Below are 14,084 nucleotides of genomic sequence, written 5' to 3'. Positions count from 1 at the left end.
TAAAGACGTTCTCATAAATATGATTGATTAATGGAAAGGAGAGATGGAAGTGACAAACGCAGGATGGAACTTTGACAACAGTTACGCACAACTGCCCGAATCCTTCTACTCCAAGATTGAACCGAACCCAGTACAAGACCCGAAACTGATTATCTTTAATGGAAAATTAGCAGAACAACTCGGATTAGATAAAAAAGCACTCCAAGGTGAAGAAGGAATTGAGGTGTTCGCAGGAAACAGTGTCCCAGAAGCTGCACTGCCTCTGGCGCAAGCGTATGCTGGACACCAATTCGGAAACTTCACCATGTTAGGCGATGGACGAGCGATGATGATTGGTGAGCATATTACACCGGACGGAAAACGATTCGATATCCAACTCAAAGGATCTGGTCGCACACCTTACTCTCGTGGAGGAGATGGACGAGCAGCCCTCGGACCGATGCTACGTGAGTACATTATCAGTGAAGCGATGCATGGTCTCGGAATCCCGACAACACGCAGCTTAGCAGTGGTGACTACTGGTGAACCAATCTATCGAGAAACCGCATTGCCAGGAGCGATATTGACTCGTGTCGCATCTAGCCACATTCGTGTCGGAACGTTCCAATATGTAGCCGGAAAAGGCGATGATTTAGATGAATTGAAAGAACTCGCAGAGTATACGATTGATCGCCATTACTCGTATATAAAAGAGGAAGGTCCAGAGCGTTATCTAACCTTGTTGAAGGAAGTAATGAAGCGACAAGCGGAGTTGATCGCCAAATGGCAGCTCGTCGGTTTCATTCATGGTGTCATGAATACAGATAATATGGCACTCAGCGGTGAAACGATCGACTACGGGCCATGCGCGTTCATGGATACATTCGACCCAGCAACAGTCTTCAGTTCGATCGACACGCAAGGACGCTATGCATATCGTAACCAACCAGCCATCGGAGCGTGGAATCTTGCTCGATTTGCAGAAACGCTACTGCCACTCATTCACGAAGACCAGAAGGAAGCGATCAAACTAGCTGAAAAAGAACTTGGATATTTCGCCGACTTCTACTATGCTCACTGGCTAAACGGCATGCGCAAAAAACTCGGGCTCTTTAACGAAGAAAAAGAAGACGAAAAACTATTTGAAGACTTGCTTAAACTCATGCAAGAAAACAAAGCCGACTACACCAACACATTCCTAGCCCTGACTTTTGATAAGGAATATGAAGGAACCGAAGATTTGTTGAAGAGCTCAGAGTACGAAGAGTGGAAAAAACGCTGGCAGGAGAGACTTGAACGCCAAGAGCAATCGAATGAGGACTCTCAACAATTGATGAAAGACAACAACCCAGCAGTTATTCCGAGAAATCACAGAGTGGAAGAAGCTTTAAAAGCAGCAACAGAACAGAGTGATTTTGGAGTAATGATGGAACTTCTCGATGCTCTTTCTAATCCGTATTCCCACGAAAATGATCAGCAGGAGTATTGTAAACTTCCAGAAACGGATCAACCTTTCGTTACTTATTGTGGAACATAATATGAGAGTAACGGTATTTTATGTAAGTTAAGTATATAAATTCATTCATATTTAGAACAGTCTCTTAAAAATTATTGGGGCTGTTTTTTTATGGAAAAAAGTCTACCAATACAATATATATTATATTAAAATAAAAGAAAATTATGGAAAGGGATGCAACATGAAGAAATTATCGTTATTATTTATCATTCTTTTACTATCTGTTTCAAACGTTGATTTGGTATCTGCTCATTCTGGTAGAACTGACAGTAGTGGTGGTCATAACTGTTCTGAGAAATCTAAGGCTAAAGGACTGTGTAGCGGTTATCATTACCATAATGGAGGTGGAGGTAGTTCTTCGGGAGGTTCGTCAACGGGTTCATCTAGTAACCAATCAGCAGACAAAGATTGTTCTGACTTCTCAAGTTATGAAGAAGTGGTAAAGTACTGGAATGCTAAAGGCTATTCCAAAACATATGATCCGGAGAACTTAGATGGATGGGGTAATACTGTAGATGATGGGATACCGTGTGAAGCACCAAGTGGATATGACACATCTAAAATTAATGGGAGTCCCGAACAAATCGCAAAACAAAATGCAGCAAAAGATAAAGCAAATGGTGAAACTGAAGGATATAAAAGAGGTCTGAGTGATGGGTACTCAGAAAAAGAGAGTAATTCAACACCTGTTAAAGGTTCTGATGCATATATAGAAGGCTATAGATCTGCATATAAAAAAGGTTATGAAGAGGGAAAGAGTAAAATTAATGCCGAAAAGGAACAAGCAGAGAAAGAGGGTTACGCATTAGGGCAGAAAACCGACAAGCTCGAATTACCAGGAAAATACAATAAGAATGTAAGTTTAAAATCATCATATGAATCTGGATTTAACAAAGCATTAAATGAAAGAATCAAAGAAAAAGAGAAAGAATACTATGCGATGGGTTTCAAGAATGGAAAAGATGATATTCAAGAAGAATTGAACGGTCTTGAAGAAAATTTCTTAAAATCATACAGTAAAGGGTTTGAAGAGGGTCAAAAGAAACTAAAGCAAAGATATTTTGACAAGGGTTATCAAGACGCTTTTAAATATGTCAATTTCAAAAAGCCTAATCTCAAAAAAGATAAATACGTTGAATGGTACAAGGAAGGATTTAATTCAAATACTGAAGTGAAGGAAATCCAGAGTCTAGCATACAACATGGGCCAATCTGGTAAAGTACTTGAAATTCCTGAAAAATATATCGCTTCTAAGAAAATTTTTAATCATTATTATGAAATTGGAGCAGAAGAGTATCAAGATCAACAACAAAAAGAGAACACTCAAACGGCTCTCGGTTTTGTTGCACTGATTACAGGATGGCTTGGACGTAGATTTTATGTAGCAAAAAAAATGATTGCCTGATGAGAGGTGACGATTATGGGGATTTATCAAAAGGTTTGTTATAAAGTTGAAGACACATTTGTTAAGATGTTAACCAAAAAAAGCGACCAAAATGTGATTAAAGAAAAAGTAGAAACATATCGTGCGGAAAAAGAAGAGGAAAAAGCAAAGAAAAAAGCCGAAGCTCAGGCCAAGCGAGAACAAACTCTAAAAGAACAAGAGGAGCGCAAAGCTAGAGAAGAAAAGGAAGTCCTTTCCATTCTTTATAAGTTAGTCGACGTCCATCAATTAGAATATACGGACTATGAGTTCAATGAAGTTAAACGTAATAAAGCCCGTTTCTTAAATATTTTAAACACAATATTCGAAAAGGATGAAAAAGGACTATCGTTTATCCACTGTGAGTTCGATAAATCCAGTAAGAAGGAAATGAAAGGTTACTTGATCGCAACGAATAAAAGGGTTTGGTTTGTTGCGGACCATAGTGATTATCAGCAAAAGTTCAGATATCAAACAATTAAAGATGTGAAATGGTTTAAAGATGGAGTTCTTGAACGAGGTTTTAAAATCCAGTATGGTGTGAAGAAATTAGAGTTCGATGAAATATTTGATCAAAAGCAACTAAAACGATTTGGTGACTTAGTATTGAATCTTTCAAATCAATATAGTTAAAGCATAGATATTTATATATATTATGGAATGCATGTCTCTTTCCCACCCCCACCTCATACACTTTAGGTGGGGGTGTTTGTATGGGTGAGAGGCGGAGGGGCATTTTTGCGATCTACTTGGTTTTGTTCTTCATGTCGTTGAGTTTACATATACAGTTTCCGATCTTTACTCCTTATGCGGTGGCGCTTGGGGCGACGACCTTTTTTGTGAGCATTTTAATGAGTGTGTCTTCGTTCGCGAACTTGTGCGGCAACTTGATTGCTGGACCGCTCATTGATGCAATCGGCAAGAAACACTTCATTGTGGTACCTCTTTTTATATCAGGACTTTTAATGGCGGGGCATGGGTTCGTAACCGGTCCTGACGGCTTGTTGGTGCTGAGGTTGTTCAACGGTTTTGTGCTTGCATTTATGACACCTGCGTGTTTTGCGCTTTTATCTGGTTATGCGAGGAACAGCCATGAACAGGGGAAGAACATGGCGTTCAACGGTCTGCTCATTACAATTGCGAACATTTTAGCGCCATTAATTGGGGGACATCTGGTGGAGCACGTGGACTTTCGTGGTTCGTACTTCGTCATCGGATCCGCCCTCTTGTTGACGGCAGTTTATGCGCTCTTTTTCATAAAGGAGTTTAATCCGATAGTAGTCCACCGGGAAAAGGTGGCGAGTGGCGGCAGGTTTAAGCTAAGCCAACAGTTGGTGGCGGTCTATTTTGTCAGCTTCACGTTAATGTATGTGCACGGAACGCTCATGTATGAGCTGCCTTTTTTAATGGTAGAAGAGGGGATCTCGATGAGTCATGGAGGGAGGCTGTTCAGCATCATCGGATTAGGGACGCTGGTGGTCGTATGCATGACGTGGATCAATCGCATATCGGCTTCAATCCGGACGATGTTCGGCATGCTCGTGTTAGGTTTTTCCTTTTATCAAATGGTCATGCCACTCGTGCCGATTTCTTTCAATCAGACGTTGTTCCTTATTGGGGCGGGGCTCGGCGTGCTGTTTCCAGCAGTCACAACCTTACTCACAGAGAACACCGATAAGAGCAAGCACGGAACCGCATTCGGCATTCTGTCCGCTGTTTTTTCACTCGGCATGATTACGAGTTCGCTTGTCGCCGGAACGTTCAGAGACATGATTTCTCCATACTTTCTCACCTTCGTCGTCATCGGTCTTTCCATCACGGTGATCGGCATGCAGATGCTTAAGGTTAGTCCTAAACCGGTTTTACATAAGTGAACAGAAGGGATAAGGGGAGCAACTGCAGAATAGTAAGATGTAACACTGTATAATAAGAGTTAGTAACTACATAGATCGCGAGGAACCTCATATGTTTGATCCAACCATTTTTGATAACTTAAAAGTATCCATTGAGAATTACGTGTATGATCTCGATAACCTCGCAGAGGAAGTGACGGTGACCAACCGGGAGGACCTTATGGAGATGGCGACGATGTCTAGGTCGTTCGTGCTTCAGTTCGTGCTCGCAGATTCTCCTGAGGTGAAGGCGGAGATTGTTCTGGACGCATCACTCAAGGATTTGGCAACTGAGATTTTAGAGGTAAAAGGAGAAGACCCAGGGTGTCAGCTCACGGTTCGTTTTTACAAGGAGATTGATTCTGTGGAAGAACAATGCGCGCAGATCCAAGAAGCTTTGGACGAAATATGGGACCAGGGTCAGCCACCGGTCCAAACACTGTCTTATGTATACGGGCAGAATGAGATGATGAATAAGATTGAAATTAAATTCAATCGAAAAATCAACGAAGATCAAATTGAGGACATTCCGAATCTCGTCGACCATGTGATAGATTCGCTTGATCGATTGGATGAAATCTAAAAAGACACCTCCTGGCCGTTTGCTGGGAGGTGTTTTTGGGTGGTTTGCTGTTTTGTATTCAATCATAACTCGTCCACTTTTTCACTTAAAGAAAGTATAAATACTTTCTTCAGTATAAGTGCAACTATGGCGCAGCCTTCGACAAAAGCCTTGGCTTTACCAAGTTTTCTTTAAAAAATGGAACTATAGTAGAACGGGTTTAATCTGCCCGCGGATTTCTCCGCCTAGGTTTTGCTCGGTGTGAACGTTTACGTATGTCAATTTCCGCTCCATGAGACGAAGCAGGTCTTCCACCGTTTTTACACCGACAGTATTCGGTTCGATGTCATCGTTCGTAATGGTGCCTCTTACAGTACCTTTTCGCGTTGTAATGCCGTTTTGTTCGGCAAGTGTCGCAAGGTCAGCTCCGAACAAGAAAGCAAGGACAGGTCCGTTTTCACCACGTGCCCCGAAGTGGATGTGGGCTTGGACGAAGTTACGGATATCGTTGACTTGCAATTCGAACTTAATGCGGGTTCTGCATTTAGAGGCAGCAAATTTGGCAATACCGTTGGCGTCGGTCACGACCGGAGGGACTTCCTCTCTCCCGCTCAAATTGGCAGCAAAGAACTTGTACATTCAATCACCTCCTTAAGAGAGACTATAGTAGTGTATTCAAGGGCTCGTCTTTTGGTATAGATAGAAGTACAGGTCTTGGCTGATTTGTCCTTTGTGCACAAACGCCCAGACAGTTCATATACTGCTGTTAGGGGAATGAAGGGCGGAGGAGAGGGTACGGATGAAATTCACGGTCCAGTATATTCCGTTGAGCAAGATCAAACCCGGGGTAACGGTGAAGATGTCAGAGCGGCTGAAGAAGTTACAGGGAATCGTGTGGGATTGCATGTACCTGTTGGTGGTGAAGGAGAACCGGAAGGACGACAACTACATTTTAGTGAGCGGGTTGGAGCGGTTTGATTATTTGAGCAAGTTCACGAAGCATGTGTATGCGCCCTGTTTAGTGGATCAGGAGGATGCTGGGGGTTTGCGCGGCTGGCTGATGCGTTTTTGGAAGGAGCCTCATCAGGATGACTATCCTCTCGTGCCAAAGAGCTGGTCGATAGTGCGGAAATTTTTAAAGCAAGAGCCAAGGTTCAAAGAGTTGTCGCGTTTTCAGCAAATCCGGGTGTTGTACCTCGGGGCACGGTATAAACGGACTGTGATTCTGTCGATGCAAAACCGCGTTGACCAACTGTTGAAAGAGTAGCGGTGCCAGGTACCGATTCAGAATGCAGTCGTATCAACGGTTGCTGATCGGTACCTGGCACTGTTTATTTAGTGGGTTCTTTATAAATGAGTTTATAATCCTCAGGTTAGGATTATAAATCTCAAATCTGGATTATAATTTTGAAATTTGGATTGTAAATCTCGATTTTGGATTATAAATCTCATTTTTGGATTATAATTCGCGAATTCGGCTTATAATCAAAAAACCTGACCGCAGGATTATTCTTCTGCGGTCAGGTTTTTCTATATTCAGGACCTCGAATCAGGTGCGGATTACAACTTCGTGATACGATAATAGAACAAAATGTAAATGAGGTGTTACCTTGAAGAAGATTCAGCTTGGGAATAGTGGTTTGGAGGTTGGAGAGATTGCGCTCGGTTGCATGCGCATGCACGCTCTTGAAACGAAGGACGCTACATATGTGATTGAAAACGCGTTGGAAGAAGGGGTCAACCTGTTCGACCACGCTGATATTTACGGACAAGGGAAGTCCGAAGAGGCTTTCGCGGCGGCGATCGACATGAATTCTTCTCTTCGTGAGAAGATGGTCATCCAGACGAAGTGCGGCATCCGCAACGGATTTTATGATTTCTCGAAAGAGCACATCATCGGTTCGGTGGAAGAGAGCTTGAAACGTCTCAACACGGATTACGTAGACATCCTGGCGCTTCATCGGCCGGATGCGCTCATGGAGCCAGAAGAGGTAGCGGAAGCTTTTACAACGTTAAAAGAGAGCGGTAAAGTCCGTCATTTCGGTGTGAGCAACCATAATCCGATGCAGATCGAGCTGTTGAAGAAGTGCCTCGGACAAGACCTGATCCTCAATCAGATGCAGTTCAGCCTCATGCATACGCCGATGCTCGACGCGGGTATCAACGTGAACATGCAGAACGATTTTTCCGTGATGCGTGACGGTGGCATGCTCGAGTACAGCCGCCTGAACAACATGACAATCCAAGCGTGGTCTCCGTTCCAATACGGCATGATCGAAGGCGTATTTGTCGGGAACCCTGATTTCCCTGAAGTGAATGCGAAGCTTCAAGAGCTCGCTGAAAAATACGATGTGACAGATTCAGCGATTGCGATTGCGTGGATTCTGCGTCACCCAGCGAACATCCAACCGGTCGTCGGGTCGATGAATCCAAAGCGTCTCTCTGACATCGCGAAGGCATCACACATTAAACTGACACGACAAGAATGGTACGACCTGTACCTCGCAGCTGGCAACAATCTACCGTAAAAAGGAGTATGTCGAATGGCTGAGAAAAATCGAATGGTACATGCATTCAAGCAGACGAACGATCGAATCAGTGGTCATGGTGAGCGGAACATTCAAGTGTTGAAGGATGCACTGGCAGAAGTGGATGGCGAGCAAGCGAGCGACATGTATGGAAAAGGGAAAATCATTGAGGACTTTCAGGAAAAGATGGCGACTTATCTTGGCAAGGAAGATGCGGTGTTTTTTCCGAGCGGGACGATGGCGCAGCAAATTGCGCTCCGTATCTGGTGCGATCAGAAAGACGTGAAGAAAGTCGCGTACCATCCATTATGTCACCTCGAGATTCATGAAGAGGATGGCTTGAAAGAGCTCCACCATATTGAACCGATCTTGTTGGCGGATAAAACAAGGGTCATTACACTGGAAGATGTCATCGCACTGGACGAGGAAATCGCCTGCTTGCTATTAGAGCTGCCGCAACGCGAAATCGGCGGGCAATTGCCAGAGTACGAAACGCTGGTGGCCATTTCGGAATACTGTCGTGAAAAAGGCATCAAGCTTCACCTTGACGGGGCTAGATTGCTAGAAATTCTCCCTTACTATGGAAAAACAGCGGAGGAAGTATGCGCGCTGTTCGATAGCGTATATGTTTCCTTTTACAAAGGGATCGGTGGTGTAGCGGGAGCGATCCTCGCAGGCGGTCGAGATTTTATCAGCGGGTCAAAGGTTTGGAAAAGACGCCACGGCGGTGATCTGATCAGCTTGTATCCTTACATTCTGTCGGCGGACCATTACTTTGATGAGCGCGTTGGTAAAATGGGGCAGTACTATGGAGAGGCGAAAGAGCTCGCGGCGCTGTTCAACCAGTGTGACGCAGTTTCGACGAGACCTGAACAGCCGGTCTCCAACATGTTCCACGTGCATATCGACATGCCGCAGGACAAGCTTGAGGAACTCCTTTCAGAAATCTATGAAACAACCGGTGTCGGGCTGACGAGCTACACAAGGCCGACGAGCGAGACGTCTTGTTATTTCGAAATCAGCGTAGGAGACAGTTATCACGAAGTCCCAAAAGACAAGCTTGAGTACACTTTCAACCTACTGAATGAACGGCTTTCAACCAAGAGTGGATCCTAAAGGGTCCGCTCTTTTTCAAAATAGTAGATTAGTATAAACTAGTAGAAGAGTCTGAAAAAACGGGAGGGTTCCACATGAGGAAGCTAGTATTTTACGGTGCGATTACGTTGGATGGGTACCTGGCACGGGAAAATCATTCGCTGGACTGGTTGTTTGGAACGGAAGGTGAAGAGGAAGTCGGTTACGAGGATTTCTTTAAGACGATCGGGACGGTCATCATGGGTCGGAAAACGTATGAGCAGATCAGTGAATATGTACCAGATGAGTTCCCGTACAAGGAGGAAGATTGTTACGTTTTTTCACGAACGCTGAGCGGGTCGAACGAAAACGTCACTTTCATCAACGAGGACATTGTGGAATTCACGAAAGCATTGAAAGAGAAAGAGGGTAAAAACATTTGGGTCGTTGGTGGCGGTGAGGTGATGCAACCGCTTCTTGAAGCGAAATTGATCGACGAATTCACCGTACAGATTGCACCAGCGCTTATTGGTCATGGTCTTCCTTTGTTCAAAGCAGGGGATTATGATACCCGCCTGCACTTGAAGGACGTGCGTCAATACAAGCAGTTTGCGGAAATGCATTACGAGCTCAAATAAAAGACTCCGATTTGGAGTCTTTTTTAGTAAAAGAAGTCAGAAAATTGTGTTAAACTAGAGTTATGCTTATGGAAACGTTGATGCAAAGGAGGGGTTGAATGGGTCGCATACACGGTGGAATGGCTGGCATGAATTCGGTGTTGTACTTCGGAAACGACAAGAAAGTCCGAGCGAAACGGAATCGGAACGGTGAAATCGTTGTGAAAGAAGAAAAGATCGTACCGAATCGCTTGCTGAAGTTCAAAGAAAAGCTGGAAAAGATTCCGTTCATCCGTGGCGCTTGGATGATCGTGAAGGCTGCAATCATGAACTGGAAAATGTACGTGACTGCTATGTTGGTGTTGCTTTTAGCGAAGATGACGGGGGGCAAACTGGAAGGTGCCAGTAGTATGAACATGGACGCCGTTTTTGGCGATGTGTTGGCGATTTTTCCTGAGAAGACGCACCATATCGTCACGTTCGGTGGCTTCATGCTGTTATTTGCTTTGCTCGTCAAAACGACTGCCTTAGGTAAGTACCATGGGGCGGAGCATATGGTGGACAATGCGTATGCCCAATCGAAGGACCTTTCAGTGGAAAATGTGATGAAGTATTCCAGGATTCACGCGAAGTGCGGGACGAACCTGGTCGTGTTCATCTTCATGTTCTACTCGGTGCTCGCTTTGATGATGAACAGCTTGGCAGCAACGGTCCTCGCCTTCATGCTTGGGTATGAAGTGTTCATTTTACGTAATAAAAAAGTAAACAAACTCCTGAAGCCCATCTACAAAATCGGTTTCGCTGCGCAATATGTGCTGTTCACGTCTCAGCCTGAAGAAGAACACGTTGAAGTGGCGCTCGCATCGTATGAGCGGGTTGTTTTGAACTGAGATAAAATCAACTATATAGACACAGTGTTGAAGGGGTTTTTTAGCGCTAATTTAGATAAGGTGAAAAAGTAAGTAAGACAGAAGACGATACTTTGCGAAGTATCGTCTTTTTCGTACAGCTTTGGATGTTATCCTTCCCGAAATCAGTGATCAAGTCATTTTGGGGCAGGATAGGCTCTATATCCTTCCCGAAATCGGCAGTCATCCCGGATTTGGAGCAGGATAGAGCGTCTATCCTTCTGAAATCAGCTACCATTCCATTTTGGAGCAGGATAGACCGATTTCGACTGACTTTTTCATGGAACTTTCCGCCAGCTTCTTATAAGATAGAATGAAATGATTTCACACCGAAAGAAGGGCAGCGTATGAAGCTTCGCGTGCAAATTCCATTCTTCGTGATCGGCTTGATCGTGTTCAGTTACGGGATTGCGGTGGCGATTAAAGTACAACACTTAGGCATACATCCATGGGACGTTCTCAACATCGCGCTCTATGAAAAGTTCGGGTTAACGATCGGGACTTGGGCCGTGCTAGTCGGGCTACTCCTCGTGGTCGTTTCCTTCTTTTTAGATAAAAGCTACATCAATATTGGAACGTTTCTGAACGCATTGGCGGTCGGTTCGCTAGTGGATCTGTTCCTTTTTCTCGAGTGGACACCGGCATCTTCAGGTCTATTCTCTGATATCGCGGTGTTGATGCTAGGTGTCGTTTTGATGGGAATCGGTGGTGGCATGTACTCGGCAGCTCGAATTGGAGCAGGACCTCGAGACGGTTTCATGCTGTCGATCTCGGATAAACTCGGTACATCCATCAGCAGAGTGCGCATCGGAACGGAAAGTATCGTACTCGTGATTGGTTGGTTGCTTGGAGGACCCGTCTTCATTTTTACGTTCATCTACACGTTTATCCAAAGTCCAATCTTCCAATTTGCTTATCACCTGACAACGAAATGGGTGCACATCTTATCAGGTCCAGCACGAACGACGGAGAAGGCGAGTTAATGAAGTGCCAGGCACCATCTCACTTCCCTTGCGGCAGTTCCGATATAAGATGGTGCCTGGCACCTCCGTCCAACCGGTGGGACACAAGGGGAGAGTTGTCGTACCTGGCACCGTAGCTCTTTCTTACCAAATCTAGTAATTTATTTTGGAAATCTAGTAGAGGGTCTAAGCATTTTGTAAGAGAGTTTAATAGAATATAATATTCCCTTATAGAAAGGAGGGAATACGAATATGGGTTGCTCTTCATGTTCTCAGTCTTATTCGTGCTCATGTTCTCAAAATAACTCTACTAATTCTCTTCTCCCTTCTAGTACCAACAGTTGCAGAAAGTGTACAGGTTGCGCTTGTGATACGTTCAAAAGGCTGACACCTGGGACAAGGGTTACGGTTACCATTAATGGTACGGCGCGAACAATCATCTTCTTATGCTTCAATCCGAAGACGTGTTGTGTGACAGGAAGCAATTACACCGTTCCAACAAATAACATCTTAACCTTCGACTGCCGTGATGTAGGGTTTGTAGAATTCAATAACGGCATTGGCGGCGCGTAATAAGAAAAACAGGACTGTCCACTCAGATGGACAGTCCTTCATTATTTTACAGTGTGACCCATGTATACTCTTCTCCCCAGCTTCCTTTTGCCAGAGATTCGATACGGTCGACGATGTCATCCTCAACCGCGAATGCATCCCCTTGCTCGTAAGGGTTGTAATGGAACGCATATAAGCGGGATACGAATTCATGGAATGGGAGAGAGGATTCACCTTCCAGCTCACCGTTTCCGTTCACAGTAGGCTCGATGCCTTGTCCCCAGTTTTGCGATCCGTCATTGTTTGGATTGTAAAAATAGATCCGGTAATCGCCGGACTCCACTCGGGCAATCCGAAGGATCGACACCGCATGGAAACCGAGCAGCTTTCCGTGCACATTCGTAATGAAGATCCCGACCGGATTCGGATAAATCAATTCATAATCATCGTTGTAATCCGGGTGATGGGTTGCATAGAACAACCGTACATATCCTTGGAAATCTGTGATGGTTCCAGTAATCGGCTCAATGACCGTACTGAATCCTCGTTGAACCCAGTTGCCATAGAACTCAGGGTTCACCCATTTGTGTCCATCTTCACCTCGTAGAGCGACACGCGTCATCATCTCGTTGTAGATGCGATCGAGATGAGGAACCAACACGAGCGATACAGGATCGAGCTCTTTATGGAGTTCCGGCGCAAGTCCGCCTTTTAGATCCTTCGAGTGAATGGCAGTACCCTCGAACGTCAAATCAATGTCACCGTCACGGGCCGCACGAGGGATCAACTCAAGCAAGTATCCCGGTGCGTGCTGTGCCCAAAGACTGATACCGCGTGCCGACTGACACGTCGGATTCAAACCTTGCCCGACACCGAGCGGTTGACCGAGTACACTGATGACACCAGCGACGAGAATCGAGTTCGCCGTCAATCCACTTCGGTATTCATACGCGTTGAAAAGCTCCTTGCGCACTTCAGGCCGGATATCGATTTCCACCAAGCGACGCAAGCCTGGTGCGACAGGCGTAGACGACAAGACCCCTCGGTCAAGCATCTTCGATAACCCGTAAATTGTTTGAGCGGTCGCCGGATAAATTGCGACCTTAATCAACTGACTTACAAGTTCAATATGCTCCTCTAAATTCGCTTTTCCTTTGTCTGTCAGCATCAAAGCTTCAGAGAGCAATTCAGGCTTGTTTTTATTCAATCGGCGCAATAAAATCGCGTGCTGAGGTGCCACGATTCCCGTATTCTGCATCGACTTGGCAAACGCGCGCGCTTCCTCGACGAGCTCATCAATCATGACGTTTTTCAGCTCACTACGATAGGTATTTACATTCGGGAACTTTTTACTATATTGGGTTGGTCCTTCGACAGCCTCGATATAGTCTTGCAGATCTTCCGGTTGGTTTTCCGGACCTTCCGACTCAAGCAATTTTTTCGCCGTGCGGATCATCGATTTGATTCGTTTTACCATAATCGGTCGTTGTGCGGTCAGCTGGTTGATCTCAACGAGCAGCGTTTTCGACAACGATGCCGACGAAAGCTGGGTGAACAGGAATTCGAAAAATCGTTGAGCGCGGTCATACTGCTCTGCGTTTTCCTTCTGTTCAATCCGTGCTTCTTCCGATCCGTTCGGGAACAGCAAGTCCAGGTTCAACGCCATCACTTCATTCAAAAATTCCTCCGCAGATTCCTTCGTGACGGACGGGTGATCGGCGTTGCCTTTTGCGATCGCTAGCATCCGCATGTCGCTCATCACTTCAATGATGGAAGCGAGCCCTTTCGTTTTTAACGAACCACTGACGAGAGGTGGCTGTAGTTTCGACGCATCCTCCCATGGACCGCCGCTGAACACGCCGGCTTCATCAAACCGGTTCGCGTAATTGAAGAGGGACTTCATCCCATCCAAACTTTCCATCATCCGTCCGGCTTCCTGATAGACGTCGGTTTGATACATCGATTTTGCGAATGTAGCAGCTTTCTCTAATTCATTCAGGGCTTCTGTGAAACGTTCTACTTTTTTCTCCGTCAATTCTGAAGTCATAATCCAACTCCTTTATCATTTAAA

The 14,084-nt window shown here is 45.1% G+C and carries 14 protein-coding genes; 11 read left to right on the top strand and 3 right to left on the bottom strand.

What is annotated here, in order from left to right:
- The first annotated feature begins 43 nt into the window (after positions 1-43).
- The 5 genes from ACXQIQ_RS10835 (at position 44) to ACXQIQ_RS10815 (ending at position 5,393) form a co-directional block, all read left to right on the top strand.
- Positions 44-1,516, top strand: a complete 1,473-nt coding sequence (locus ACXQIQ_RS10835) for a protein adenylyltransferase SelO (protein WP_439302189.1) — start codon at positions 44-46, stop codon at positions 1,514-1,516.
- Positions 1,517-1,676: 160 nt separating this feature from the next.
- A complete protein-coding gene (locus ACXQIQ_RS10830) occupies positions 1,677-2,900 on the top strand; it encodes a YHYH domain-containing protein (protein WP_439302188.1) in 1,224 nt (407 codons plus the stop codon).
- 15 nt (positions 2,901-2,915) lie between these two features.
- Positions 2,916-3,551, top strand: coding sequence for a hypothetical protein (locus ACXQIQ_RS10825; protein ID WP_439302187.1), 636 nt, complete (start codon positions 2,916-2,918; stop codon positions 3,549-3,551).
- Positions 3,552-3,631: 80 nt separating this feature from the next.
- Positions 3,632-4,792 (top strand): MFS transporter, encoded by a 1,161-nt coding sequence (locus ACXQIQ_RS10820; protein ID WP_439302186.1) that lies wholly within the window; start codon positions 3,632-3,634, stop codon positions 4,790-4,792.
- A gap of 91 nt (positions 4,793-4,883) precedes the next feature.
- Entirely contained in the window at positions 4,884-5,393 is a 510-nt protein-coding gene (locus ACXQIQ_RS10815; RefSeq protein WP_439302185.1) for a hypothetical protein, read from the top strand.
- Positions 5,394-5,576: 183 nt separating this feature from the next.
- Here the strand turns inward: ACXQIQ_RS10815 and ACXQIQ_RS10810 are convergent, their stop codons facing one another.
- Positions 5,577-6,011, bottom strand: coding sequence for a CHRD domain-containing protein (locus tag ACXQIQ_RS10810; RefSeq protein ID WP_439302184.1), 435 nt, complete (start codon positions 6,009-6,011; stop codon positions 5,577-5,579).
- 160 nt (positions 6,012-6,171) lie between these two features.
- Here ACXQIQ_RS10810 and ACXQIQ_RS10805 point away from each other — a divergent pair, with 160 nt between their 5' ends.
- The 6 genes from ACXQIQ_RS10805 to ACXQIQ_RS10780 all read left to right on the top strand — a co-directional run bounded on the left by ACXQIQ_RS10805 (position 6,172) and on the right by ACXQIQ_RS10780 (position 11,482).
- Positions 6,172-6,639 carry a hypothetical protein gene (locus ACXQIQ_RS10805; RefSeq protein WP_439302183.1) on the top strand — a complete coding sequence of 156 codons (468 nt, stop codon included), beginning with the start codon at positions 6,172-6,174 and terminating at the stop codon, positions 6,637-6,639.
- A gap of 343 nt (positions 6,640-6,982) precedes the next feature.
- Entirely contained in the window at positions 6,983-7,900 is a 918-nt protein-coding gene (locus ACXQIQ_RS10800) for an aldo/keto reductase (protein WP_439302182.1), read from the top strand.
- Positions 7,901-7,915: 15 nt separating this feature from the next.
- Complete coding sequence (locus tag ACXQIQ_RS10795; RefSeq protein ID WP_439302181.1) at positions 7,916-9,016, top strand: threonine aldolase family protein; 1,101 nt, start codon at positions 7,916-7,918, stop codon at positions 9,014-9,016.
- A 74-nt stretch (positions 9,017-9,090) separates the two neighbouring features.
- On the top strand, positions 9,091-9,612 hold the full coding sequence (locus tag ACXQIQ_RS10790; RefSeq protein WP_439302180.1) for a dihydrofolate reductase family protein: 522 nt from the start codon (positions 9,091-9,093) through the stop codon (positions 9,610-9,612).
- Positions 9,613-9,710: 98 nt separating this feature from the next.
- Entirely contained in the window at positions 9,711-10,481 is a 771-nt protein-coding gene (locus ACXQIQ_RS10785) for a DUF1385 domain-containing protein (RefSeq protein WP_439302179.1), read from the top strand.
- A gap of 365 nt (positions 10,482-10,846) precedes the next feature.
- On the top strand, positions 10,847-11,482 hold the full coding sequence (locus tag ACXQIQ_RS10780; RefSeq protein ID WP_439302178.1) for a YczE/YyaS/YitT family protein: 636 nt from the start codon (positions 10,847-10,849) through the stop codon (positions 11,480-11,482).
- Positions 11,483-11,757: 275 nt separating this feature from the next.
- Here the strand turns inward: ACXQIQ_RS10780 and ACXQIQ_RS10775 are convergent, their stop codons facing one another.
- Together ACXQIQ_RS10775 and ACXQIQ_RS10770 are read right to left on the bottom strand one after the other, a co-directional pair.
- On the bottom strand, positions 11,758-11,946 hold the full coding sequence (locus ACXQIQ_RS10775; RefSeq protein WP_439302177.1) for a hypothetical protein: 189 nt from the start codon (positions 11,944-11,946) through the stop codon (positions 11,758-11,760).
- A gap of 134 nt (positions 11,947-12,080) precedes the next feature.
- A complete protein-coding gene (locus tag ACXQIQ_RS10770; protein WP_439302176.1) occupies positions 12,081-14,060 on the bottom strand; it encodes a hypothetical protein in 1,980 nt (659 codons plus the stop codon).
- Positions 14,061-14,084 lie beyond the last annotated feature (24 nt).

Source organism: Pseudalkalibacillus sp. Hm43, assembly GCF_054170705.1.
The sequence above is the reverse complement of the archived record's forward strand: the minus strand, read 5'-3'. Positions and strand labels throughout refer to the sequence as shown.